Annotated in this window: 22 protein-coding genes; 7 read left to right on the top strand and 15 right to left on the bottom strand. The window is 59.2% G+C overall.

Annotated features, from left to right (window positions below):
• Positions 1-45: 45 nt before the first annotated feature.
• The gene (gene gndA / locus HGP17_RS05510; RefSeq protein WP_168808114.1) at positions 46-1473 is read right to left on the bottom strand and encodes an NADP-dependent phosphogluconate dehydrogenase; all 1428 of its coding nucleotides are present in this window, start codon (positions 1471-1473) and stop codon (positions 46-48) included.
• A 294-nt stretch (positions 1474-1767) separates the two neighbouring features.
• Here gndA and HGP17_RS05515 point away from each other — a divergent pair, with 294 nt between their 5' ends.
• Both HGP17_RS05515 and HGP17_RS05520 read left to right on the top strand, forming a co-directional pair.
• The gene (locus HGP17_RS05515) at positions 1768-2166 is read left to right on the top strand and encodes an SRPBCC family protein (RefSeq protein ID WP_168806640.1); all 399 of its coding nucleotides are present in this window, start codon (positions 1768-1770) and stop codon (positions 2164-2166) included.
• A gap of 118 nt (positions 2167-2284) precedes the next feature.
• The gene (locus HGP17_RS05520; protein ID WP_168806642.1) at positions 2285-2674 is read left to right on the top strand and encodes a hypothetical protein; all 390 of its coding nucleotides are present in this window, start codon (positions 2285-2287) and stop codon (positions 2672-2674) included.
• 33 nt (positions 2675-2707) lie between these two features.
• On the opposite strand, the gene HGP17_RS05525 is transcribed toward HGP17_RS05520, so the two are convergent.
• The 6 genes from HGP17_RS05525 to HGP17_RS05550 all read right to left on the bottom strand — a co-directional run bounded on the left by HGP17_RS05525 (position 2708) and on the right by HGP17_RS05550 (position 9121).
• Positions 2708-3319 carry an ABC-type transport auxiliary lipoprotein family protein gene (locus HGP17_RS05525; RefSeq protein ID WP_168806644.1) on the bottom strand — a complete coding sequence of 204 codons (612 nt, stop codon included), beginning with the start codon at positions 3317-3319 and terminating at the stop codon, positions 2708-2710.
• A gap of 38 nt (positions 3320-3357) precedes the next feature.
• A complete protein-coding gene (locus tag HGP17_RS05530) occupies positions 3358-4728 on the bottom strand; it encodes an MlaD family protein (protein WP_168806646.1) in 1371 nt (456 codons plus the stop codon).
• Positions 4729-4737: 9 nt separating this feature from the next.
• Positions 4738-5601: an ATP-binding cassette domain-containing protein gene (locus tag HGP17_RS05535; protein ID WP_168806648.1), complete on the bottom strand. Its 864-nt coding sequence runs from the start codon at positions 5599-5601 to the stop codon at positions 4738-4740.
• An 11-nt stretch (positions 5602-5612) separates the two neighbouring features.
• Positions 5613-6773 carry an ABC transporter permease gene (locus tag HGP17_RS05540; protein WP_168806650.1) on the bottom strand — a complete coding sequence of 387 codons (1161 nt, stop codon included), beginning with the start codon at positions 6771-6773 and terminating at the stop codon, positions 5613-5615.
• 153 nt (positions 6774-6926) lie between these two features.
• Positions 6927-8141 (bottom strand): MFS transporter, encoded by a 1215-nt coding sequence (locus HGP17_RS05545; protein ID WP_168806652.1) that lies wholly within the window; start codon positions 8139-8141, stop codon positions 6927-6929.
• A gap of 167 nt (positions 8142-8308) precedes the next feature.
• Positions 8309-9121 (bottom strand): UDP-2,3-diacylglucosamine diphosphatase, encoded by an 813-nt coding sequence (locus HGP17_RS05550; RefSeq protein ID WP_168806654.1) that lies wholly within the window; start codon positions 9119-9121, stop codon positions 8309-8311.
• A gap of 379 nt (positions 9122-9500) precedes the next feature.
• On the opposite strand from HGP17_RS05550, the gene HGP17_RS05555 reads away from it, so the two are divergent.
• Together HGP17_RS05555 and HGP17_RS05560 are read left to right on the top strand one after the other, a co-directional pair.
• Complete coding sequence (locus tag HGP17_RS05555) at positions 9501-11813, top strand: NADP-dependent malic enzyme (protein WP_168806656.1); 2313 nt, start codon at positions 9501-9503, stop codon at positions 11811-11813.
• Positions 11814-11955: 142 nt separating this feature from the next.
• Positions 11956-12708 (top strand): hypothetical protein, encoded by a 753-nt coding sequence (locus HGP17_RS05560; protein WP_168806657.1) that lies wholly within the window; start codon positions 11956-11958, stop codon positions 12706-12708.
• Here the strand turns inward: HGP17_RS05560 and HGP17_RS05565 are convergent.
• From HGP17_RS05565 to HGP17_RS05575, 3 genes are all read right to left on the bottom strand, one after another.
• On the bottom strand, positions 12668-14425 hold the full coding sequence (locus HGP17_RS05565; protein WP_168806659.1) for an ankyrin repeat domain-containing protein: 1758 nt from the start codon (positions 14423-14425) through the stop codon (positions 12668-12670). The two genes, HGP17_RS05560 and HGP17_RS05565, sit on opposite strands and share 41 nt — an antisense overlap.
• Before the next feature lie 165 nt (positions 14426-14590).
• A complete protein-coding gene (locus tag HGP17_RS05570; RefSeq protein ID WP_168806661.1) occupies positions 14591-15418 on the bottom strand; it encodes a PD40 domain-containing protein in 828 nt (275 codons plus the stop codon).
• 28 nt (positions 15419-15446) lie between these two features.
• Positions 15447-17126 (bottom strand): NAD+ synthase, encoded by a 1680-nt coding sequence (locus tag HGP17_RS05575; RefSeq protein WP_168806663.1) that lies wholly within the window; start codon positions 17124-17126, stop codon positions 15447-15449.
• Between the two features lie 159 nt (positions 17127-17285).
• Here HGP17_RS05575 and HGP17_RS05580 point away from each other — a divergent pair, with 159 nt between their 5' ends.
• On the top strand, positions 17286-19244 hold the full coding sequence (locus tag HGP17_RS05580; protein WP_168806665.1) for an LTA synthase family protein: 1959 nt from the start codon (positions 17286-17288) through the stop codon (positions 19242-19244).
• Positions 19245-19392: 148 nt separating this feature from the next.
• Positions 19393-19929: a DUF1003 domain-containing protein gene (locus HGP17_RS05585; RefSeq protein WP_168806667.1), complete on the top strand. Its 537-nt coding sequence runs from the start codon at positions 19393-19395 to the stop codon at positions 19927-19929.
• 3 nt (positions 19930-19932) lie between these two features.
• Here HGP17_RS05585 and HGP17_RS05590 read toward each other — a convergent pair whose 3' ends face one another.
• The 5 genes from HGP17_RS05590 to rpiA form a co-directional block, all read right to left on the bottom strand.
• Positions 19933-20358, bottom strand: coding sequence for a GFA family protein (locus HGP17_RS05590; RefSeq protein WP_168806669.1), 426 nt, complete (start codon positions 20356-20358; stop codon positions 19933-19935).
• A 157-nt stretch (positions 20359-20515) separates the two neighbouring features.
• Positions 20516-21889: a 3-deoxy-7-phosphoheptulonate synthase class II gene (locus HGP17_RS05595; RefSeq protein ID WP_168806671.1), complete on the bottom strand. Its 1374-nt coding sequence runs from the start codon at positions 21887-21889 to the stop codon at positions 20516-20518.
• A gap of 154 nt (positions 21890-22043) precedes the next feature.
• Positions 22044-23429, bottom strand: coding sequence for a glutathione-disulfide reductase (gene gor / locus HGP17_RS05600; protein WP_168806673.1), 1386 nt, complete (start codon positions 23427-23429; stop codon positions 22044-22046).
• 180 nt (positions 23430-23609) lie between these two features.
• A complete protein-coding gene (locus HGP17_RS05605) occupies positions 23610-24167 on the bottom strand; it encodes a DUF2059 domain-containing protein (protein WP_168806675.1) in 558 nt (185 codons plus the stop codon).
• 13 nt (positions 24168-24180) lie between these two features.
• The gene (rpiA, locus tag HGP17_RS05610) at positions 24181-24882 is read right to left on the bottom strand and encodes a ribose-5-phosphate isomerase RpiA (protein WP_168806677.1); all 702 of its coding nucleotides are present in this window, start codon (positions 24880-24882) and stop codon (positions 24181-24183) included.
• A gap of 195 nt (positions 24883-25077) precedes the next feature.
• On the opposite strand from rpiA, the gene HGP17_RS05615 reads away from it, so the two are divergent.
• The gene (locus HGP17_RS05615) at positions 25078-25752 is read left to right on the top strand and encodes an HAD family hydrolase (protein WP_168806679.1); all 675 of its coding nucleotides are present in this window, start codon (positions 25078-25080) and stop codon (positions 25750-25752) included.
• The last annotated feature ends 102 nt before the right edge of the window (positions 25753-25854 follow it).

The following is a 25854-nucleotide window of genomic DNA, read 5'->3' on the forward strand; positions in this document are numbered from 1 at the left end:
CTGATCTCTCAGACGGGCTTCTTCACTCAGATACGGGACACCACTTTAGCCGTTGGCGCCGCTGCCCCACGGTCCATGGTGAATATCCTTGCCGTCGACACGGTCGAAGCCATGCGCACCGAAGAAGTCACGCTGGGCCTGGATCAGGTTGGCGGTACCGCGCGCCTGACGATAGGCGTCGAAATAGGTGAGCGCCGAAGCAAGTGCAGGAACCGGTAGGCCGGATGCCGTTGCCGCCGAGACGATGCGACGCAGCGACGGAATGGATTCCTTGACCATGTCGGCGAAGGCAGGCGTGACGATCAGGTTGGCCGCATCCGGCGTCTTGGTGAAGGCGCTGGTGATTTCGTCGAGGAACTGCGAGCGGATGATGCAGCCTGCACGCCAGATCTTGGCAATGACGGGCATCGGCAGCGACCAGTTGAACTCCTTCGAAGCCTCGGCCATGACGGCAAAGCCCTGCGCATAGGCACCGATCTTGGCGGCGAACAGCGCAAGCTCGAGATCCTTGAGCAGATCGGGGCCGAAGCTGATCGGGAACTTGTAGTCCGGCGTGCCGAAGATCTTCTCGGCTGCTTCGCGCTGGCCCTTGATGGCCGACAGACTACGGGCGGCCACAGCCGCTTCGATGGCGGTTGCCGGGATACCCATGTTCTGCGCCTCGATGGCAGACCACTTGCCGGTGCCCTTCTGACCAGCCTTGTCGAGGATGACGTCGGGCATGGCGCTGCCTGTTGCCGGATCCTTGGCGGCGAGAACTTTCTCCGTGATCTCGATGAGGTAGGAGTTGAGGCGGCCCTTGTTCCAGTCACCGAAAATGCCGCTGATCTCAGCCGCGCTCTTGCCGAGGCCGTCGCGCAGGATGCCGTAGATTTCGGCGATCATCTGCATGTCGGCATATTCGATGCCGTTGTGAATGGTCTTGACGAAATGGCCTGCGCCGTCATTGCCGAGCCAGGCGACGCACGGATCATTGTTGTACTTTGCAGCGATCGAGGTCAGCACCTTCTCGACGCGCTTGTAGGAGTCTTCCGTACCGCCGACCATGATCGACGGGCCGTGACGGGCGCCTTCTTCACCACCGGACACACCCATACCGATGAAGGTCAGGCCGGTGTCCTTCAGACGATCGAAGCGAGCGATGGTGTCGCGGAAGTTGGCGTTGCCGGCATCGATCATGATGTCGCCCTTGTCGAGATAGGGCTGCAGCGCCGCCATCTGCTGGTCGACCGGCTCACCGGCCTTGATCATGATGATGATCGGCCGCGGCGGACGGATCGACTCGACGAACTCCTCGATCGTCTTGCACGGAATGATCTTGTCCTTAAGCTCGCCGGCATTGGCGTAGAATTCATCCGTCACCTGTGGAGTGCGGTTGAACACGGCGATCTTGTTGCCTTTTTCAGCGATGTTGAGCGCCAGATTCGATCCCATCACTGCGAGACCGATCAGCCCGATTTCTGCCTTTTCCACGACAATCCTCCAGTCAGTCGTTGGCTGCATCCGGCCCCATCCTGAAGCCCCGCAAGACGCAGCAAAATCCGATTTGACGCAATGCCGCCGAACTCCATGAAGCCGGTGGCAGCCCTGCGTTCGGGCTTGTTGTTGCACTCCGGACAAAAAACGGCAAGCCTTCGAAAGCCGTGAATCGTTCGCTTTGCAGGACTGTGCAAGAATGTTGCGGGATTCGAGATTCATCCATTTTCCGAACCGTCGCCTGCTTCACCGATTGCAGCCCTCGGGAAGGATATAGAGGAGGAAAACACCATGTCGACCATGAGCGCAAAGATCGTACACATCGCCATCGAACGCAGCTGGCAAGAGGTTTATGATTTTGCCAGCCGCCCGCAAACCATCGCGCTTTGGGCCTCCGGCCTGGCATCCGGCCTGACGCAGGATGGAGACGAATGGATTGCCGAGGGCACACTCGGCAGCGCCCGCGTCCGTTTTGCCCCACGCAACGACTTTGGCGTGATCGACCATACCGTGACGCTGGAATCCGGCCTGCAGGTTCATAACGCCCTGCGCGTGGTGCCAAACGGAGATGGATGCGAGGTCATGTTCACCCTGCTTAAGCTGCCTGACATGGATGATACACAGTTTGCCGATGACGCGGCGCATGTCCTGCAGGATCTGCAAAAACTGAAAGAGTTGCTGGAGCGCTAGAACAACTGCGGAAACCCGTGTGACGATTTCCGCCAGGCGCGTCCGTCAATGCTGCCGCAACGCACGCCTGGTACCCAACACGCTTGTTGCAATCGGTCGAAAAGAGGAGCCACCCGCAATGAAATGCCTGCGCATCTATGCCACTCCCGACGGCGAATCGCATTTCGACGAGGTTGACCTGCCGACTACGAAGCGGACGGTGCATCCCGATGCCGCGCCATTCGAAGTTTCAGCCAGCTACCCGGCGTCGCGCGTCCGCCTCACCCGCATTCCGGCAGGCATGCGCGAAGTTGCCTGGCATACGGTTCCTGAGCCGGTTCTGACGGTCAGGCTCGACGGTTCGGTGGATTATGAGACGAGCGACGGCGAGGTGCGCCACGTTCCGGCCGGCAGTTTTGTGCTGGTGGAGGACACGCACGGCAAGGGCCACCTGTCGCGCCATTCTCCCGAAGCGCAAACTGTCATCTGGATTTCGCTGCCGAACGGCCTCAATCCACCGCGCTCATAACACGCGGATGGCGGATGAGCCGTCGCTACCTACTCAAAGCGAGCGCAAGGTCCAATCGACCATCTCGGCTGCAACACCGGCGAAGGCGGCATCAAGCCCACGCACGAAATCGGCGTTGCTGCCGCCGCTGACGGGCACGGACTTGCGGAACACGTTCTGCGCCTTCACGGTGCCACTGCGGTCGTTGAGGATCTTTTCCGAGATTTCGACCACTGCCGTCTTCTGGCCGCCCGCTGCATTGATCTCGAAAGAGCGGATGTCCGTCACAATCTGATAATCGATCGCAAGACCCTGACCCGGCACGCCGACACCGCCAAGCTTTCCGGTATTTTCAAAGGCTTCCACCAGCTTCGACTGCACCATCTTGCTCAGCTTGTCGCTCCATTGCGATTTGCCGAGATACTGAATTTCGGAGGGCGAGACACGGATGACGATCTGGTTGCTGTCCAGTGCCTGCAATGCGGTCGGCGTCGGGATCAGAATTTGCCGGCTTTTCACCGCCGGGCCATTCGCTTTCACCGATGCCGAAAGATCGTAGGTATCGTTGTTCGTTGTTCCACAGCCACCGAGCAAAGCTGCAAGCAGCGGCAGTGCGATGGCAGCTTTCCACACCTGATGACGCTCACTCGACACGCAACCGATCATATTTCGCTTATCCCCTGGAGACCAGATATCGCTGTTCATCAATGCCGCGCGCGGCCGTCATATGTCTTGACCGTATCGCCACCAAAGATCAGTCGCTGTGGGTTCCGGTCGAAATTAGTGATTGTCGAGTTCAGATTGTCAACCGTGCCTCGCATATCGTTGACGAGGCTCTGAACGTCACGAAGGCCACCGCTGGAGAACTTCTGCAAGTTTTCAGCGATCGGACCGATGCGCGAATTGAGGTTGTCAGCCACCTTCTTGAAGGATTCGAGCGTGTCCTTCGCTTGGGCAAACAGCGATTGCGTGCTGTCATTGCCAAGCAGCGAATCCACCTTCGTCAGAATGCCATCGACCTTGCCGGATGCGGCATTCAGCTTGGTCGAGATATCGCGTGCGTTGGCGATCGTCTGGTCGATATCCTGCTGATGCGCGGCAACGGAATTCGCCACATCGCGAATGGACGCGACAACGGTGCGCGCCTGCTTGGTCACGTCGTTGATGTCGTCGACCGACCCCTTGATCTTGGCAGGGTCGATCTGCGCGACGATCGCATCGACACGATCCAATGTCTGCTGCGCCTTCTGGCCGAAGGCGTTGTAGGTATCGGCAGTCTGCTTGAAGCTGGCGACAGTTGCCTTCAGATCGGTCGTTGCGTCGGCCACATTGGCGGTAATCTTGTCCGCATTGGCTATGACGTCATTGACCTTTTGCGCGTCAACCGCCCGCACCAGCTTCTCGATGGCATCAAGGGTGGAGTCGACGCGGACGGAGACGGTCTTAAAGGTATCCGACAGCTGTCCGACGCTTGCGAGGAACTTGTCGATATTGTCGGAATTGTCAGCGATAGCCTTGGAAAACTTCTGCGCATTGCGCACGGTGTCGGTCAACGGCCCACGCGAATCCGAGACAAAGCCCTGAATATCGCCGATGGTATCGTTGGCGCGATTGAGAATCTTGTCCGCCGTCGTCAGAAGGTTCGTCACACTCGATTGATCCGCGAGCAGCACCGCTCGCTTGCCGGTGTCGACCGAGCGCTTCAGGATGTTTTCGTCGCCGTTGCGACCGCCCGAAAGTTCGATGTAGGCAGCACCCGTTAGACCCTGGATCTCAAGAATGGCCTTGGTGGAGGTGTAGACAGGTGCATCCGCGCGAACCTGGGTGAAGGCCAGCGAGTAGTTCGGATCGTCCGCATCGATCGACAGGCCCTGCACCGTACCGACCTGGATACCGTTGAACCGAACGGGAGAGCCAACGCTCAAGCCGTTTGCCGAGCCTGGGATACGGACCACGAGTTCGACCATCGGGCCGCCGCGTCCGTATTCCGCCATCCAGTAGACGAAGCCGAAAGCGGCCGCGATGACTAGCAGCGTAAAGAACCCGACGATCGTATAATTCGCTTTGGTTTCCATTGTCTCCAGTCACTTCTCGCGGCTGTGGGCGCCTGCGCCTTTATCGTCGTTACGCTGCCTGATGTCATCCCGCGGCACGATCGAGCGTGCACGCTTGCCCCTGAAATAGGATTGCACCCAGGGGTCATCACAGGCGAGCATGTCCTCAACCGTGCCTTCCACCAATACCCGCTTCTGTCCAAGAACAGCAATACGGTCACAGACGGAAAACAGGCTGTCGAGGTCGTGAGTCACCATATAAACGGTCAAGCCGAGCGTGTCTCGCAGCTTGGCGATCAGCTCGTCGAACTCCGTTGCACCGATCGGATCGAGGCCCGATGTCGGTTCGTCAAGGAAAACCAGATCCGGATCGAGCGCCAGGGCGCGAGCCAGCGCGGCGCGCTTGATCATGCCGCCGGACAGTTCCGAAGGATATTTGTCCGCGGCATCGGCAGCCAGACCCACCATGCGGATCTTCATCAGCGCGAGCTCGTCCATCATCTCTTTCGGCAGGTCCAGATACTCGCGCATCGGTACCTGGATGTTCTCTTTCACCGTCAGCGAGGAAAACAGCGCGCCCTGCTGGAAGAGAACGCCGAGGCGCATATCCAGCCGGTTGCGGGCATTTTCGTCAAGCTTGTCATAGTCTTCGCCAAGAATCTCGATCTTGCCGGAGCGGCGCGGCAGCAACCGCAGCACGGTGCGCAGCAACACGGACTTGCCCGCACCCGACGCGCCGACAAAGCCCAGGATCTCACCGCGATAGATATTCAGGTTCAACTTATCGAGCACGACCTTCGAGCCGAATGCCACCGTGACATCCCGCGCCGACAGCACGATATCCCTGCCCTGCTCATCTTGTTCCAAAGGGATTTCCGACTGAATTTCGCTCATCGTTGCCCCCTTTAGAAGTCGATCGCGGCGTAGAACATGGCAAACAGCCCGTCCATCAGGATCACGACGAAGATCGACTTCACCACTGCGGAGGTGACGTGCTGACCGAGCGATTCGGCACTGCCTCCGACTTTCAGTCCCTCGACGGCCGCAACGATGCCTATGACAAGCGCCATGAATGGCGCCTTGATCATGCCCGAAATGACGGTCGAAAGGCTGATAGCCTCATGCAGGCGAGAAATGAACGTCGCAAAGGTGATGCCGGAATATCCCCAGGCGACCATCGCAGCCCCGAAAAGCGAAGCAAAGTTGGCAAGGATCGTCAAAAGCGGCAGAGCGACAGTCAGAGCGACCAGACGCGGGAAAATGAGAACGCCGATGGGGTTGAGGCCCATGACCTTCAGGGCATCCACTTCCTCGCGCATCTTCATCGAGCCGATTTCAGCGGTGATCGCGCTGCCGGAACGGCCGGCAATCATGATCGCCGTCAAAAGCACGCCGATTTCGCGCAATTGCAGAATGCCGACGAGATCGACGACGAACACTTCCGCGCCGAAGTAGCGAAGCTGGAACGCACCCTGCTGCGCAATGATCGCGCCGATCAGCGATGACATCAGCAGGATGATCGGAACGGCTCTGACGGCCATATGGTCGATCTGGTTGATGATCGACGCCGGCGAAACGCCGCTGCCGCGCCCGAACTTCAGCTGGGCACCACGCACCGCCGAGCCCAGAATATACATTGCGGCAACGAGATTGCCCCAGAGGTCGTAGACATTGCGGCCGATCGGCGCAAACAGTCTTTCGGCCAGGGATATCTTAGGCTTTTTGCCGGTGCCCTCTTCCTTCGCGTCCTCATCGAAGGCGGTCAACAATTCGTCGATATGCGGATTCGAGCCGTCGATCGTCACGGTCGCGCCATGGGCTTCCTGACTCATTTTCAAGCGTCGGATCAGAAGCGCGCCCGCTGTATCCACGTCGGAGAGATCCGAAAGGTCGATCACCACCTCGCCGCCAGCGCTGCGCTTGGAAAGCTGCTCGATCTGCCTGAGAACGCCGTGCACATTGGCGCTACGCCAATTGCCTTCGAGCCGATAGCGATGCCCGCTGCCATCGGCTTCGTCGTCGATCCTCGGTGCATCGGATTTCTGTTCGGCTGCTTTCAAACTCATGCGTCTTTCAGATCTGGCGTCATCTATGGCGACTCGGAGAATCCGCCCGACATTAATACTTAATACACCGACTGCACGGGAAATTGCTATGCTGCACCGCAGCCAACATATGTCACGGCTTTTTGATATCCAAATGAATTTGTCGTTGCCGGCTCAGGATACGCCGTGCGCGCCCCCGATCGCTTTGCCGTGGGACGGCAAACCGCGGGCAAAGACAACCATGGCGAGACCGAACGCCGCGGTGCCCGCCATCACATAATAGCTGTAGATATCGAGCCAGGCATAGAGATAGCCCGACGCCAGCGTCATCAGCCCCAGGAACATCCCGTTGTAGAAATAATACGCTCCCTGGGCCGATGACTCCTGCGTCTCGTGAACGGAAGCGACGATGCGGCGCTGAATTCCGGTATGAACGCAGGCATAGGTGCAGGAATGGAAACACTGCAGCAGGAAATAGCCGATGAAACCCAAATTCATCGGAAACAGCGTCCATCGAAGGATGCACATGCTTGAGCCGAAGAAGATCAACGTCCAGGCGCTGAAGCGCCGGCTCAGTCTCTTCGACAGGAAGAAGACCATGACCTCAGCGGCAACACCGATGCTCCACAGAATGGCGATTTCCGCTCCGGAAAAACCGAGTTTGCGCCAGTAGATCGACGCAAAGGTGTAAAGCATCGCGTGGCTCGACTGCTGCACCGAGACCCCGATCATGGTGACGAGCAATTGCGGCGAGCGAAGATTTCCGGTTGGCGGCTGCAGGTTGATCGGCTGGTTGGCGCGGCGCGTCGGCCCGATACGCGGCGAGAAGACCCCCATCAGCATGGTGAGAACGAAGCCGGCCACCATGACCGGCAACACCATCGTGCCGCCCCACATGCCGATCATCTGCCCGCCGAGAAGCGTCGACAGAATGAAGGTGATCGATCCCCACACCCGCATCGATCCGTAATCGAACCCCCAGCGGCGCACGCCCGACATGGCGATCGACTCGACGACCGGCACGTAAGGCGCATAGGTCGCCCCTTGAATGCCGTAGACCAGCAGGACCGGCCAGAAATCACTCGTCCAGTAAAGCGCGATTGCCGTCAGCAGCGACAGGCCGCCCGACCAGAACAGCACATCGGCGCGCTCCTTCATGTGGTCGGCAAGGACAGCGATGATCGGGGTCACGAGAACGCGCACGACCATCGGTACGGCGATCACAAGACCGATCTCGTGATCGTTGAAGTTCAACCCCGCCAGCCAGACGGGAAAGAACGGCAGCGCGATGCCGTTGACGAACAACGGCGCGCAATAGGACAAGGCTGTGCGCAAACGGAAATAAGAAGGCGCACCCTCGCTCGGCAGGGACTTCATCGCGGGAATCATGACAGACCTGAAGGGAACTGATTTGTCCCTATCACTCTATCGTGAGTACGACTATGGCGAGAAATAGCCAAATCGTAACGTTTCGAAGGAAATCCGAAAATACGGGCCTTCCGTGACGATCAATAATTATGTCAGGCTATGATAAAGCGCGTGAAGCGGCGTGACGATCACGCCGCCCGAATGCCGACAGGCAATGGCAGCGGCACATCCTCCAGCGGCGTCGAAACCGGCTGCGTATCGAGAATGGTCCGCCATGTGATGAGCTCGAAGGTACCGTCTTCATGCTCGGCGATCGCCGTGCAGCTCTCCACCCAGTCACCGGTATTGATGTAGCGAACCCCATCGAGGTCCTCGATAACGGCATGGTGGATGTGACCGCAGATCACGCCATCGGCATCACTGCGCTTGGCTTCCTCGGCAACGACACGCTGGAATTCGCCAATGAAGTTGACGGCATGCTTGACCTGCAGCTTTGCCCAGGCCGAAAACGACCAGTAAGGCATGTTCAGCCGGCGGCGTACCGCAGCGAGACCGATATTGATCAGGATCGCCATGTCGTAGGCCCAGTCGCCGAGATAGGCGAGCAGGCGAGCGTTGCGGACGACGACATCGAATTCGTCGCCGTGCAGCACCAGATATTTCTTGCCGTCGGCCGTTTCGTGAATGGCGCGCTGCGCCACCTCGATGCCGCCGAAATGCATGCCGGGGAAGTCACGCAGGAACTCGTCGTGATTGCCGGGGATGTAAACGATGCGCGTGCCCTTGCGCGCCTTGCGCAGCAGCTTCTGCACGACGTCGTTACAGTCCTGCGGCCAATACCAGCTGCGCTTGAGACGCCAGCCATCCACGATATCGCCGACAAGAAAGATCGTGTCGGCTTCGTGATGACGCAGAAAATCGAGAAGGAAATCCGCCTTGGCGGCTTTCGAGCCGAGATGCACGTCAGAAATGAAGAGTGTTCGGAATCGCCGGGTGTCCATGTTTTCATCCACGAACTCTATCGTCCGTGCCCTATCCTACCTTGGTTATTCCAAAACCAGACTCGTGTTGCAGGAAGATGACAAATCCTGTGCCCGAAGGCATATCGGACCTGTTCAACCGCGTTTGGCCGCGATGGTGACGGCGCGGACCATCGCGCGGAAAACCGGCGACACCAAGGCCATGCTTTGCCTGCCCCGCCCGGTCGCTTTCGTCTGCAAACGTCGGCGCCGCGATCAATCCCGCAAACCCGCGGCCCAGCAATCAAGACTTTGTCACGACAAAAACGGTCCGTGACGCCAATTGCATACTGTGAACGCCAAACGATTGATGTATGGAGGGACTCGAGGCGCAAGCGCAGGCAGGAATGGAGACCGCGAGATGGATACGAACGATACTTCTAAGGCAGCCAAGAACATGGCGAGCGGAAACTTCGACGAACAGGCGCTCTATTTCCACCGCTATCCCCGCCCCGGCAAGCTGGAAATCCAGGCGACAAAGCCGCTCGGCAACCAGCGCGATCTGGCCCTTGCCTATTCGCCCGGCGTTGCCGCGCCCTGCATCGCTATTCGCGACAACCCCGAGACGGCCGCGGACTATACGTCCCGCGCCAATCTCGTCGCCGTCATTTCCAACGGTTCGGCCGTTCTCGGTCTCGGCAATATCGGGCCGCTCGCCTCCAAGCCGGTCATGGAAGGCAAGGCCGTTCTCTTCAAGAAATTCGCCGGCATCGATGTGTTCGACATCGAAGTCGACGCTCCGACCGTCGATGAGATGGTCAATACGATCTCGGCGCTGGAACCGACCTTCGGCGGCATCAATCTCGAAGACATCAAGGCGCCGGAGTGCTTCGATGTCGAGCGACGCCTGCGCGAGAAGATGGAAATCCCGGTGTTCCATGACGATCAGCATGGCACCGCCATCATCGTCGCCGCTGCCATTCTCAACGGCCTGGAACTTGCCGGCAAGAAGATCGAGGACGTCAAGATCGTCGCATCGGGCGCCGGTGCTGCCGCGCTGGCCTGTCTCAACCTGCTGGTCATCCTGGGCGCCAAGCGCGAGAACATCTGGGTCCACGATATCGAAGGTCTGGTCTACAAGGACCGCAACGTCCTCATGGACGAGTGGAAGTCCGTCTACGCCCAGGACAGCGACAAGCGCGTTCTCGCCGAATCCATTCCCGGTGCCGACGTCTTCCTCGGCCTGTCGGCCGCCGGTGTTCTGAAGCCCGAACTTCTCGAGCAGATGGCTGAGAAGCCGCTGATCATGGCGCTCGCAAACCCGACGCCGGAAATCATGCCTGACCTCGCCCGCGCGGCTCGTCCCGACGCCATGATTTGCACCGGCCGTTCGGACTTCCCGAACCAGGTCAATAACGTTCTCTGCTTCCCCTACATCTTCCGCGGCGCGCTCGATTGCGGCGCAAAGACGATCAACGAGGAAATGAAGATGGCCGCCGTGCGCGCCATCGCCTCGCTTGCTCGCGAAGAACCTTCCGATGTCGCCGCCCGCGCCTATTCGGGAGAAACGCCCGTCTTCGGGCCGAACTACCTGATCCCCTCGCCGTTCGATCCGCGCCTGATCCTGCGTATCGCGCCGGCCGTTGCGAAGGCCGCAGCCGAAAGCGGCGTGGCGCTGCGTCCGATCACCGACTTCGACGCCTATATGGACGAGCTGAACCGCTTCGTGTTCCGCTCCGGCTTCATCATGAAGCCGATTTTCGCGGCGGCCAAGATCGCAGATCGCAAGCGTGTGGTCTTCTCCGAAGGCGAAGACGAGCGCGTGCTGCGCGCAGCCCAGGTCCTGCTTGAAGAAGGCACGGCAACGCCGATCCTGATCGGCCGTCCCTCCGTCATCGAGACGCGTCTAAAGCGCTATGGCCTGAAGATCCGCCCGCATACGGATTTCGCCGTCATCAATCCGGAAGACGATCCGCGCTTCCGCGAATATGTCGATCTCTATTTCTCGCTCGTCGGCCGCGCCGGCGTTATCCCTGAAGCCGCACGCACGATCGTTCGTACGAACGCAACCGTCATCGGCGCGCTGGCTCTGAAGCGTGGCGAAGCCGATGCGCTCATCTGCGGCCTCGAAGGCCGCTACGAGCGCCATCTGCGCATCGTTCGACAGATCATCGGCAAGCGACCCGACGTTCGGGATTTCTCCGCTCTGAGCCTGCTGATTTCGCAGCGCGGCGCCACCTTCTATGCCGATACCTACGTGACGTTTAACCCGACCGCCGAGGAAATCGCGGAGTCTACGGTGCTGGCTGCCGAGGAAATCAAGCGCTTCGGCATCACGCCGCGGGCCGCCCTCGTCTCGCATTCGAACTTCGGGTCCCGGGAATCCGAAAGCGCGACCAAGATGCGCAACGCGCTCGCTCTTGTTCGGCAGGCGGCGCCGGAATTGGAAGTCGACGGCGAAATGCATGGTGACAGCGCCATCTCCGAAAGCCTGCGCCGGCATGTCATGCCCGACAGCACGCTCTCCGGCGAGGCAAACCTGCTCGTCTTCCCGAACCTCGATGCCGCCAACATCACGCTCGGCGTGGTCAAGACCATGACAGACGGCCTGCATGTCGGCCCGATCCTGCTCGGCACTGCCCTTCCGGCGCATATCCTCTCGCCGTCGGTTACGTCGCGTGGCGTGGTCAATATGGCGGCTCTCGCTGTCGTCGAAGCATCCGAGGTCGCTTGACCAACACAATCGCAGCCGCTTCGGCGGCTGCGACCTGCAATTTCATAAAATTCCTCTCGAAATCCATGCGTTTTGATGGATACGTTGTTAAGCTGGAAGATATAGGCTTCAGCGAAGTCGAACCGCTTTCGAGAGCACATCCGTGAACCGCGGCATCAAACACGCTTCCATCGCCTTGCTGTCCCTGATGACGGCCACACCGACCTTTGCGCAGGCCGATCTTTGCGACGGGTTACGCGGCCATTTTGTCGATATCAATCAGGTCATTGGCGCGAGCCAGGAAACGCGCCAGCTCTCGCGCGCCATCGTGCAGCAGAATTTGCTGATCCGCCGCACGATGAGCGAGTTGCGAAATCAGGGCTGCGTCGAAGATAGCAGCATGGTGATCATCGGGCAGGACAATGAAGGCGTCTGCGACGATATGAGAGGATCGCTCGACCAGATGCGTCACGATCTCTCGATCCTGATGGATCAGCGTGAAGACAGCGTCAGCCGCGTCGATGCCGTTGCCATGCAGCGCCGACAGTTGCTGGATACGATGCAGCGCAACGGCTGCAGCCTGCCGGCATCGGCAACCCCCGACATCGTTATCGACACTCGCACGAAGCTCGACGCCTACGCGCCGGAACAGCAGGGACTTGCTCAACCCGAAAGCTCGATTACGGTCATCGAGACGCCGAAGCTGCAGAAAAATTCCAGCATCACACCGAAGCAGACGCCGAGCGCAAATGCCCCGGCCGTGACGCAGATCCAGCCGCAGCAATTCCCGCCCGACAGACCTTATGACCCTTCGGCCAATAAGGTGCGCCAAGTCGGACCGCAATTTCTTGCGACCGACCAGGGCAGCATCGATCTCAAGCATCCGAAGGATGGTGGCCCGCAGCCGACACAATAGGCTCGCGCAACAGGGAAGCGATGGTCTCGTCCCCCGCTTCCTGCGCCAGGTCACGATACGATCGTCCTGACGCATCTCTGACTGCCCGATTGCCGCCGCGCTCCAGCAACAGCCGCACTACATCGACACGCCGATTGATGATCGCAAAGCCGAGAGGTGTCATCCAGTCGCGATCGGCGCTTGGCTGCCCACGAGGGCGGAAATCACCAAATCGGATCTCCAGCTGTTCGGGATTGATATCGAGACGTTTGAGTAGCTCTTGCACCTCGCCAAAGGCGGCGGCGGCGAAGACATCGAGCGGATGGGCCTTCAGCAGTTCGACCATGTCGGTCTTGCCGTTATAATCGGCCCAACCGATTGCCGGTGCATAGAAATACGGATCGCGGATGGTCGTATCGGCCCCGTGCTCAATCAGCAATCCTGCCATCTCGATATGCCCATGCAGCGCCGCCTCGTGCAGCGGCGTACGACTAGTTATCGCGTTGACATCGAGCCCCAGCGCCAGCATCCGGCTCACACCATCGATATCGTTTTCGCCGGCGGCTTCATGCAGCATCGCGGGATGAGCTTTTTGCATTGCCGCAAGAATGTCACTGGACGGTTTCATGGCAAGCAGCGCCTTGAGCGAAATGCCCTTGTTCAAAACGGCGATATAGAACTCGTCCTCCGGCTTAAGCCGGACGGCGACAGCGCCTTTCCCAACAAGATAGTCCGCCAGTTCGGTGTCACCCCCGAGCCGCGCCCACTCGTAAGGCGTACGTCCATTGACAACCTTCTGAACGTCGGCGCCGTGCTCGACCAGAAGGCGCACCCGCTCACCCATGCGGTGTTCCAGCGCCCAGGCGAGCTGATAGTCGAAAACGGTCTGCGAATTCGCGACGAACTGACCATCCTCGCGAACCAGCCAATTGTTTCGATCCCGCGCAGTAAGACCGTACTCCAAGAGCAATTTCAGGCAGGTATCGTTAGGCTCGAACATACGATTGTAGAGCGCCTGGCTGTCATTGGCTTCAGCTCCAGCATCCAGCAGCAGACGCGCGAATGCTTCGCAGTCCGGATGTGGCGGCTGGCGCTCCTTGCCCGCCTCGCCTTCTGCGAAGACGCCGGTGAGTACGGTAAATCGATACTGACCATTATCGAGGAAAAACGCATTCACATCAGCGCTGCGCCTCACAAGCTCGCGTGCGGCCGGCAGACTGGATCGGCCGGGAAGACGTGAATACGCGGCATACATCAGCGGCGACCAATCGTAAGGGCCACCCTTGCGATCCAGAAGCTGCGGTTGGCGATCCAGCCAACGCCCGACGCCATCAGCATCACCAAGCGCTGCGGCAACGTGGATGCTTTCTGCAGCAATCTCCGGATGCGCTTCAAGCAGTTCCCGCGCTTCATTGAACCGCGCGGGATCGGCGGCGATATTGCCGAAGTAGGAAACCGTCACCAGCGACAGGAAGCGGTTGGCGAGCTGATCGCGCGGAACCTGCCTGCGGTTGCCGCTCTCCAGATGCACTTTGAGCTTCGTCCAGCTGGAGAAACCGAATTCACGGGCGAGAACGAGCTGAATGTCCTGCAATCCAACGTCGGCGCTATCGGAAAAATAGGGTGCAACGCGGCCGCGTGCCGAAGCATCGCCAGCTTGAAAGGCCTTGAGAAACGTCTTGGCCTGCTTTTTCAGGGAATCGATTGTGGCGTCAGCCGCCAGAGAGCGCGTGGTCAAAATAGACCTCCTTCCATTTACGTCCGGTATCCGCGCCCACAGACTGAAAAGAGGTGTGGCAGTCTATTCTACATGCTTCAGGTGGGCCTTGCCCTTCCCGCGGATCGGATGTGCCCTGAGAACACATCCAGATCTATAGCGTCGGTTGCAATCTGTCCAGAGGTGTCAAACGGGTTCGTAACGGACGTAGGCGAAGGCATCACCATCCGGTGACCAGTTCGGCACATTGATCGATCCCTGCCCGCCGAAGAGTTCGAACAGTGTCGTGATATTGCTGCCGTCCATATCCATCAGCCGCATGCGCACATTGAGATCGCGGGGGTGATCGAAGACGTCGGGATCGTAGGAAATCAGCACGACCTTGTCATTCTTGGGTGACGGATGCGCAAACCAGTTGCCGTAATTGTCGTGCGTGACCTGCTCCAGGCCGGTGCCGTCGGGATGAATACGCCAGATCTGCATCAGGCCGGTGCGGCTGGAATTGAAGTAGATCCACTGCCCGTCGGCCGAAAAATCGGGGCCGTCATTCCGGCCCTCGCCATGCGTCAGACGCGTCTCCTCGCCGCCATCGATCGAGATCGTGTAGATATCGAAGACATCGTTGCGGATGCCGCAATAGGAGAAACGCTGACCGTCCGGCGACCAGCCATGCCAGTAGGAGGGCAGATTGGTCGTCACCTGTCGCGGCGTTCCGCCTTCCGCGGGCAGAACATAAATGCAGGCCTTGCCATGCTCCACCTTGTCGGAAATGGCGATCAGCGAGCCGTCGGGCGAGATGCCGTGGTCGTTGTTGCATCGCGTCGCAAAGCCGGTATCGATGCGCACGATGCCACCGCTCACGTCGAGCGGCAGCCGATAGAGAAGTCCGTCGCCATTCAGCAGCAGGTAGCGCCCATCTGGCGAATAATTCGGCGCCTCGACGAGCTCGTCAGTCTGCCAGACAACCCGGTTCTCACCGGTGCGGATGTTGTAGATCTCGACCGAGCTTCGCATTCGTCTTCTTCCTGTGTCGGAGGCGTGATCAGCGATCGCGGAACCGATTGGTGATCGGGTAGCGGCGGTCGCGGCCGAAATTCTTCTTGGTGATCTTCACGCCCGGTGCCGACTGACGGCGCTTGTATTCGGCGAGATAGAGCAGATGCTCGATGCGATGCACCGTCGCGACATCGTGACCACGCGCCACGATCTCCTCGACCGACATTTCTTTCTCGACGAGGCACTCGAGGATATCGTCCAGCGCCGGATAGGGCGGCAACGAATCCTGGTCCGTCTGGTTCGGCCTCAGCTCAGCCGACGGCGCCTTGTCGATGATGTTGTAAGGGATCACCTCGCCCGATGGACCGAGCGCCCCTGGCGGCACATGCAGGTTGCGCCAACGCGAGATGGCATAGACCTGCATCTTGTAGAGATCCTTGATAGGGTTGAAGCCACCGTTCATGTCGCCGTAGAGCGTGGCGTATCCGACGGACATTTCCGACTTGTTGCCCGTCGTCACCACCATTGAACCGAATTTGTTCGAGATCGCCATCAGGATCGTGCCGCGAGCACGGCTCTGCAGGTTTTCCTCGGTGATGCCGGTTTCCGTCCCTTCGAACAGGTCGGACAGAGCAGCGGTGAAGCCGGTGACTGGATCCTCGATCGGCACGATATCGTAGCGGCAACCAAGCGCCTTGGCGCAATCGGCCGCATCCTTCAGCGAATCCTGCGAGGTATAGCGATAAGGCAGCATGACGGTGCGCACGCGCTCTTCACCGAGCGCATCGACCGCAATCGCCGCGCAGATCGCCGAGTCGATGCCGCCGGAAAGGCCGAGCACGACCGACTTGAAGCCGTTCTTGTTCACATAGTCGCGGAAGCCCAGCAGGCAGGCGCGGTAGTCAGCCTCCTCGCCTTCCGGAATGTGCGCCTTCGGCCCCTCCGCGCAGTGCCAGCCATCGGCATTCTTCTTCCAGGTCGTAACCGTCAGCGCGGTCTCGAACTGACTCATCTGGAATGCCAGCGTCTTATCGGCATTGAAACCGAAGCTCGCGCCATCGAAAACCAGCTCGTCCTGGCCGCCGAGCTGGGCGGCATAGATCATCGGCAAGCCCGTCTCGATGACTTGCTTCAACACAACCTGATGACGGATATCGACCTTGCCGCGATAGTAGGGCGAGCCATTCGGCGACAGCAGGATTTCAGCGCCGCTTTCGGCAAGCGTTTCGCAAACGCCAAGTTCACCCCAGATGTCCTCGCAAATCGGGATACCCAGCCGAACGCCGCGGAAATTGACCGGGCCCGGCATGGCGCCCTGATCGAAAACGCGCTTCTCGTCGAATTCGCCGTAATTCGGCAGATCCACCTTGTCACGGACCGCGATGACCTTGCCGCCATCAAGCACGGCGACCGAATTGTAGCGGCCGGTCTCATCCTGTCGAGGGAAACCGATAATGACACCGGGGCCACCATCGGCGGTCTCTGCAGCCAGACTTTCCACCGCGTTCCAGCAGGAGCGCAGGAATGCTGGTTTGAGCACAAGATCTTCCGGCGGGTAGCCGGAAATGAACAGCTCCGTCAGCAGGACGATCTGCGCGCCTTCGCGCGCCGCCTCTGAGCGCGCCTCGCGCGCCTTGGCAAGGTTGCCGGAGATGTCGCCAACCGTCGGATTGAGCTGCGCAACCGCAATGCGGATCGTGTGGGTAATTTGGCTTTGCTCTGTCATGCCATACATTTAGCGACGGCGTCATTCTTCCGCAACCGCCTTCGTCCTCCAGCACGCATCAAAGATCGCGACACCCGTATAGGCGGTATTTTTATCCGGAAAAATACCAAGCCTGCCTTGCGGTTCATCAGCCGTTCATGACAGAAACATGACAATTATATGAACGTCTTGTCGCATTTGGAGACATCCTTGGTCGATCTGGTCATCGGTTCCGCCTTAGCGGGCAGGCTCGCGCTATTCCAGAAGATCGGCGCGGCAAGGCAGCATTCCGCCCTGCTTCGTCAGTTTTTGAGCCTTGCGCTGACCTTGTTGATCGCTGCTTTACTGGTCGTCATGGTGGAATGGATTGCGCGCGGCGAGCTTTCCAGCGTCTTTCCCTATCTTTTTTCGCTTTCTCGCCCGGGGTTCACCACTGTTGGAATCATCGTGCTGGCGATGCTGACTGGCGACGCCGTATTCGGCCGAGCACATCTGTCCCTCCTGATCGTCGCGCCGTTGCTTCTGGTGCCCGCCTTCATCTCCAGCCAGAAGCAGAATTATCTGTCGGACCCGCTCTACCCTTCTGATTTCCTGTTTGCACGACAGATCATGGAATTGATGCCCGTCATGGTGCGTGAGCGGCCGTGGACTGCGGTGGCACTTTCTATCGGTATCATTGCCGCAGCGGTCGCTGTCGCATTTTTCGGGCGGTACGCTTGGCGCCATGCCGCAAGGCTGTCGCAAACAGCGCGTGTGACGAGGCTTTCGATCTGTCTGCCGCTTGCGGCGCTCTTTGTTTCGCAGATGGATCCCACGCAATACTCCTTCATCCGCGAGAAGTTGCGCATTATCCCGATCGTCTGGGATCAGAAGGAGAATTACAGCTACAACGGCTTCATCATCGCCTTCTCGCTGAACTTGCCCATGGCCGATGTCAAATCGCCGGCCGGCTATGGCTCCGACGCCATCGATGCCATCCCGTCGAGAAACTACGGTTATCTTTCCGGACCGCGCGAGAAGCCGGACGTGATCATGCTGATGAGCGAGTCCTTCTGGGATCCGACCCGGCTTTCCAACGTAAGCTTCACGCCCGATCCGATGCCGACGATCCGGGCTCGGCAATCCGGATATGTCTTTTCACCCGAATTCGGCGGCATGACCGCCAATGTGGAATTCGAGGCGCTGACGGGCTTTTCCAATGCCTTCCTGCCCTATGGCAGCATTCCCTATCAGCAATATGTGCGCCGCCCCATGCCGTCGCTCGCCACCTTCTTCCGCGGCGAAGGCTATGCGGCCCGTGCCTTGCATCCGTTCAGCGGCTGGTTCTGGAACCGCAACGAAGTCTATAAGGCTTTTGGTTTCGAGGAGTTTCATACCGAAGAGACCATTCCCGGCATCGAGAAGCGCGGCATGTTCGCCTCCGACGATTCCCTGATGAAGGAGATCATGCGCGAAGGCGACGGCACCGATCGTCCATTCTTTTTCTTCGCTGTCACCCTCCAGGGACACGGCCCCTACGAAGCCAATCGCTACGCCCAGAACACCATCGATGTCGGCGGAAATCTCAGCGACGAAGATCGTGCAGCGCTCGCCACCTATGCCCAAGGTGTTCGCGAGGCCGACGACAGCCTGAAAATGCTGATGGATTGGGCCGAAAAGCGCAATCGCGAGACCATCATTGTCCTTTGGGGCGATCATCTGCCGCCGCTCGGCAGCGTCTATCCGAATACCGGTTACATGCCGCAACAGGTCGCAACTCGTAAGGCGCCCCTTGATGTCATGAAGCGGGAACACGAAACCCCGCTGGTCGTCTGGTCGAGCAAGAAGGGCGTGCGGAAGGATATCGGCACGATCAGCCCGTCACAGCTGCCCTATCAGGTCCTGAAAGCGGCCGGGTATGAGCATCCGTTCTACACCGGCTTCCTCGGTCGCGTTCAGAAGAAGTACAACATCGTCGACCGCTATCAGTTGGCGACGCGCGACAATCAGGCCTTCCCGGATTGGGCGCGCAAGGAGCTGGATCTCGACCCGCTGGTTCGCGACTACCGCTATCTGCAGCATGATGCCATGTTCGGGCGCGAATACGGTGTGGAGCGCTTTTTCCCGTCCCATGCAAGGCTGATCAACCAGGGCAGCTGAAGGACGAACTACCGCCGGAAGCGCAGGAGCGTGAAAGCTTGTCGGAATCCGCTGGACTAAGACCGGTGTGTTTGCAGGCTTTCACATTGCTTTCTAGCCGGGCGATCGAATACTTGGCGACCAAAGGTATTAAGCCCCGGAGCCCTCCATGTATAATCTTCCCAATTTCGTACATCTGCATTTTGACAAGACGGCCGACCAACTTGGTGAGACCGAGAAGCGCGTGCTCCGGAAAGCGCATGAGCGCAAGATCGTCTCGACCGATATCAACGCCGCCTTCTCCGCCAATTCATCTTTCGGCGAACGGCTCGCTGACGGCATTGCCCGCGTCGGCGGCTCCTGGTCCTTCATCATCGGCTTTTTGCTGTTCCTGGTCTTCTGGTGCGTCATCAACACGGTCATTCTCGTCACCCGCGCCTTCGACCCCTATCCCTTCATCTTCCTCAATCTCGTGCTCTCCATGCTCGCCGCCATCCAGGCGCCGATCATCATGATGTCGCAGAACCGACAAACCGAGCGAGATCGCTTCGAGGCCGCCAAGGACTACGAGGTCAATCTGAAGGCCGAACTCGAAGTTCTGTCTCTTCATCAGAAGATAGACATGCAGGTGCTCAAGGAGCTTGCGCTTGTCCGGGAAGAACTTGCCAACCTGACGAGGCAGGTTGCCGAAAAAGGCAGCGCGTGACGATCAGTCCGACGATCCCGCCGTCGCCAATCCGGGGCGGCCTTGTCGGTATTGCGGCAGCCCATCGGTGATTTCGTAATAGTCGCCCTTATCCGCGCAGAAGATGTGATAGGCAATCTCCATGCCGCTCGGCTGGTCGAACAGCCCGGCCATAATCGATATCTCGTCCTCCCCGTCAGCCGCCCAAAACAGTGCCGAACCGCAGGTCTTGCAGAAGCCGCGGCGCGCAAATGTGCTGGCGCGATACCAGGTGATGAAATCCTCGCCCTCTATGGCAAGGTTGGCGATCGGCACGTTGGTGGCCGCATAATAGAGACCGGTTTGCTTGCGGCATTGCGAACAGTGGCACGCCACGACCTCTCGCAATTTGCCATGCGTCCTGAAACGTACGCTGCCGCAAAGGCAGGCTCCTGTATGGTCTGCGGTCATGATGTCTCCCCATTTCAGGAAGACTTTCCCGAGAAGCTGGGCCAGGTCAATCTCAAAGAAATGAAGCGCCGTTCAGCGGGATTGATCATGGCACCTCAAATGCAAAACGGGCCGGCTGGAAGGCCGACCCGTTTCTGACATCTTGCTGCGACTTGGCTCAGCCGTGAGCGCGCAGGCGCTTCTCGTCGCGGCCGCCCTTCATGCGTTCGGCGAGCAGGAAGGCCAGTTCGAGCGCCTGATCGGCATTGAGGCGCGGATCGCAATGAGTGTGGTAGCGATCCTGCAGATCTTCGGCGCCGACGGCGCGCGCGCCGCCCGTGCATTCGGTCACATCCTTGCCGGTCATCTCGATGTGGATGCCGCCCGGATGCGTGCCTTCGGCGCGGTGAATCTGGAAGAAGCTTTCGACTTCCGACAGGATGCGCTCGAACGGACGCGTCTTGTAGTTGTTGAGCGTAATCGTGTTGCCATGCATCGGATCGCAGGACCAGACGACCTTACGGCCTTCCTTTTCGACGGCACGAATGAGACGCGGCAGGTTGTCCGCAACCTTGTCGTGGCCGAAGCGGCAGATCAGGGTCAGACGACCGGCTTCGTTTTCCGGGTTCAGGATGTCGATCAGATTGATGAGATCATCTGCCTGAAGCGAAGGACCGCACTTCAATCCGATCGGGTTCTTGATGCCGCGGAAATACTCGACATGTGCGTGGTCGGCCTGGCGCGTGCGGTCGCCGATCCAGAGCATGTGGCCCGAGGTCGCGTACCAGTCGCCGGTCGTGGAGTCGACGCGGGTGAAGGCTTCTTCATAGCCGAGCAGCAACGCTTCATGGCTGGTGAAGAAATCGGTTTCGCGCAGGTTCGGGTTGGTCTCGGCGGTAATGCCGATCGCGCGCATGAAATCCATCGTCTCGCCGATACGATCGGCAAGCTTGCGGTAGCGCTCGCCCTGCGGGCTGTCCTTGACGAAGCCGAGCATCCATTTCTGCACGTTTTCCAGGTTGGCGTAGCCACCCATGGCGAAGGCGCGCAAGAGGTTCAACGTCGCGGCAGACTGGCGATAAGCCATCATCTGACGCTCCGGGTTGGGAATGCGTGAATCGCTGTTGAAGTCGATGCCGTTGATAATGTCGCCGCGATAGCTCGGCAGCGAAACACCATTCTGCGTCTCGATGTTCGACGAGCGCGGCTTGGCGAACTGACCGGCGATACGGCCGACCTTGACCACCGGCAGCTGCGCGCCGAAGGTCAGGACCACAGCCATCTGCAGGAAGGCACGGAAGAAGTCGCGGATCGTGTCAGCGCCATGCTCGGCAAAGCTTTCGGCGCAATCGCCACCCTGCAGCAGAAAGCCGTTGCCTTCCGCAACATTGGCCAGATGAGCCTTGAGACGGCGAGCTTCACCGGCAAAAACGAGCGGCGGATAGCTTGCCAGCTGCGCTTCGGTATCTGCCAGCGCTGCCTTGTCCGGAAATTCCGGCACCTGCTGGATCGGTTTCTGCCGCCAACTGCTCGGTGTCCAATTCTGTGCCATCTCACTCACCTGCTTGTGCGCCCGGTCTTTTGCCGGGCGTCCCGTCGTCGAAAATAACGCGCGCTTATAAACCTTTGCCGCCCGCTTGCAAAGGCGGGCAAACTACTGTGCCGATCTTTTGTGGCGCAGACGATGCCTGCCCCAGTCGAGCGCGTTACACGCGCTCGCCGTTGCGGATCCGATAGCTCGGAGAATACATCGTCACCAACTCTTCCGCAGCGGTCGGATGGACCGCCATGGTGCGATCGAAATCGTCCTTGGTGCAGCCGGCCTTCAGCGTAATGCCGAGAATCTGCGCCATTTCACCGGCGTCATGGCCGAGAATATGCGCGCCGACCACCTTGCGATCGGCAGCATTGACGATCAGCTTCATCAGCATCTTCTCCGTGCGACCGGAGAGCGTCGCCTTCATCGGCCGGAACTGGGCGCGATACACCTCAAGCTCCGGATAACGCTTGGCCGCATCTTCTTCTGTCAGACCGACCGTGCCGATTTCGGGCTGCGAGAAGACGGCCGTCGCGATGAGCTCGTGATCCGGCCGCGTCGGATTGTTCTTGTAGACCGTCTCGATGAAGCATATGGCCTCATGAATGGCGACGGGCGTCAGCTGTACCCGATCGGTGACGTCGCCGAGGGCGAAGATGTTCGGCACGGACGTGCGCGAATATTCGTCGACGACGATCGCACCCTGATCGTTGACGGCGACGCCGGCAGCCTCCAGCCCAAGTTTGTCGGTATTCGGCGTGCGGCCAAGCGCCAGCATGACGGTATCGACGTTCAGGGACTTGTCGTTCTTGGTACGAACGCTGAGGCCATTTTCCGTCTTCTCGACGCTTTCGATGATGTCGTGGCAGAGAATGCGGATGCCCTTCTCCTCCATCGCCTCATGCAGGCCCTTGCGCAGGTCGTGATCGAAGCGCGACAGGATTTCGGCACCGCGATAGATCAGCGTCGTCTCGACACCGAGGCCGTGAAACACGTTGGCGAATTCGACCGCGATATAACCGCCGCCGGCGATCAGGATGGACTTCGGCAGCTCCTCCAGGTGAAAAGCTTCATTGGAGGAAATGCAGAGCTCATGCCCCGGCAGCGCCGTATGAAGGTTCGGCGTGCCACCGGTCGCGATGACGATGGTTTCCGCCGTCACCGTCTGGCCGGTCTTTAGAAGCTTGATCGTGTGCGCATCCACCAGCTCCGCGCGGGTATCGAAAATCTCTGCCTTGGCATTGTCGAGCCCCTTACGATAGAGGCCTTCCAGACGGGCGATTTCCTTGTCCTTCGCCGCAATCAGCTTCTTCCAGTCGAAGCTGCTCTCGCCGACGGTCCAGCCGTAGCCGGCCGCATCTTCGAAATGCTCGCTATATTGCGAGGCGTAGACGAACAGCTTCTTCGGCACACAGCCGCGGATGACGCAGGTGCCGCCATAGCGATATTCTTCGGCAATGCCGACCTTCTTACCGAGCGAACTGGCCACGCGGGCACTGCGCACGCCGCCGGAACCGCCGCCAATCACGAAGAGGTCGAAATCAAACGAAGGCATGGGTGGCTCCTGTCGAAATGGAAGCGCGCTCAAAGCGCTATTGGGGATCGGCATTCATATAGGAAGCCGCGACACAAAAAGAAAAGCCCGGAAAGATGTCCGGGCTTCGAATTTGCCAGCGTTGACCGCGCACCGCCAAAACGTTGGAACCGTCCTGGGGTAAGGGTCGCAAATTGCGTCTTACTGCTTCGGTGCAGCCTGCTGGGCAGCAGCGCCGCCATCCGGCATGACGACCGGCTGCTTGACGATCTTCTGGAGAGCGTCGCTGCTCTGCTTGGCGAGATCGCGGGAAATGCCCTGACCCCAGATATCGGCAGACTTGTAGAGTTCGCGGTTGGCGAGCGGGCTATCCTTGATCAGCTTCTTGCCGGCCGGCGAGTTATAGAAATCAGCGATGGCCTTGAGCTCATCGACCGTGAAGGTCTTGGCATAGGTGGTCGCAGCCTCGCGCTCGAGATCTGCACGGCGCGGAGCAAGTGCGAGAGCGGTGGCATCGACGGAAGAGTTGATCGCATTGCCGAAGTTCGGGTTGGCCTGGATCATCGTGCTCTTCAACTGCTCGGCAAGGTTCGGCAGGATGTTGTCGAACTGGTTGGTGATGCCCATAGCGTTGATCGCAGCGCGCGCAGCCTTGATCTGATCCTCGGAAATTTCCTGAGCGTTGGCAGAACCGAACGCCATGCCGGAAAGAAGAATGGTTGCAGCGGCAAGACGGCCAAGACCCGCAAATTTGATCATGAGATGAGTGCTCCTATGTATTGTTCGCCCGCAACGTACGCGCACCGGCGGGGCCGGCGATAATCGCTAATGTCGCCATATTGATAAAGAGCCCGTGTTCGACAACTCCGGGAATCGAATTGAGCTCATCCGACAGCGCCTCTGCATCAGGAATGCGGCCGAAAGATGCATCAATGATAAAATGTCCACCGTCAGTGACAAAGGTCTTGCCACCGGCAAGCCGCAGGTTGAGAGGCCCGGAAAGGCCGAGACGCGAGGCAGCCTTCTCGATGAGAATACGCGTCGAAGCAAGACCGAAAGGATTGACCTCGATCGGCAGCGCGAATGTGCCAAGCGTCTGAACGATCTTGCTTTCGTCCGCGATCACGATCATTCGGGCTGACGAGGCCGCGACGATCTTTTCACGCAGCAAAGCACCGCCGCCACCCTTGATCAATGTCAATGCGCCGTCGACTTCATCGGCGCCGTCAATGGTCAGATCAAGTTCGGGAAGCTCATCCAGGGTTTTGAGCGGCACACCGAGTTCGTTGCAGAGTTTCGCCGTTCTCTCCGACGTCGGAACGCCCTCGATAGACAGGCCGGATGCCACCTTTTCGGCAAGCAGGCGAACAAATTCCTCCGCGGTGCTGCCCGTGCCGATCCCCAGCCGCATGCCGCTTTCGACATAAGTCAGGGCCGCCCTCGCGGCCTCAATCTTCATCTCGCGGGCGTCCATGCGCCACTCGCTCCCATTGTTACGTTGGTCTGCTGTTTACACGGCTCTCCCGCCAAACGAAAGCCAAAATAACGGCAGAGCATAGAAATCCCCGCGCCTCTTTGCCAAGGCTTCCCGGCCATTCGGTTGCAATTGCCAGCGCGATATTCTAACTCCGAAAGACGCCCCTTTTTTCTATGCAAAGGCCGATTCCCAGTGACATCTTCCCTTGTCGTATTCGATCTCGATGGCACGCTGCTGGATACGCACGCTGATCTCATCGTCAGCCTGAACCACACCATTGCAGCGCTCGATCTGCCGCCCGTGGGCTATGACGACATTACGCATCTGGTCGGCCACGGTGCTCAGGTCATGATCGAGCGGGCCTGCAAGCTGCATGGTTATGCGCTTTCTCCCGATGAATTGCCGGCATTGATGCAGCGTTTCATCACTCATTATTCAGCAACGATGCCCGGCGTCACACAGCCCTACCCCGGCCTTGTTTCGGCACTCGATACGCTCAAAAGCAAGGGCTACAAGCTGGCGGTCTGCACCAACAAGATGGAGGCGCTCGCGCGCACCCTCCTCGACCTGCTCGGCCTGACCCACTACTTCGAAGCCATCACCGGTGGCGACACCTTTACCGTGCGCAAGCCGAATGCGGAACATCTGATCGGCACGGTCGAGCGCGCTGGAGGCGACATTACCCGAACGATCATGATCGGCGACAGCGTCAACGACATCCTGGTTGCCCGCAATGCCGGCGTTCCCTCGATCGCGGTTCCCTTCGGCTATTCCGATGTTGGCATCGAAACGCTCGAGCCGAGCCGCATCATCTTCCACTATGACGAACTCACCCCTGAGCTCGTCGATGCGATGCTTGCCGCCTGAGAACATCAAAATCCCTGTTGGTTCAGCCCGCAAGGTTGCAAAGCATCTTGCGGGAAACACGCGACTGCGCCACAACCTTGTGACGTCCTGTTCCCCCCAAGG

It is taken from the genome of Rhizobium sp. P38BS-XIX (genome assembly GCF_012641435.1).
Taxonomy (GTDB): Bacteria; Pseudomonadota; Alphaproteobacteria; order Rhizobiales; family Rhizobiaceae; genus Rhizobium.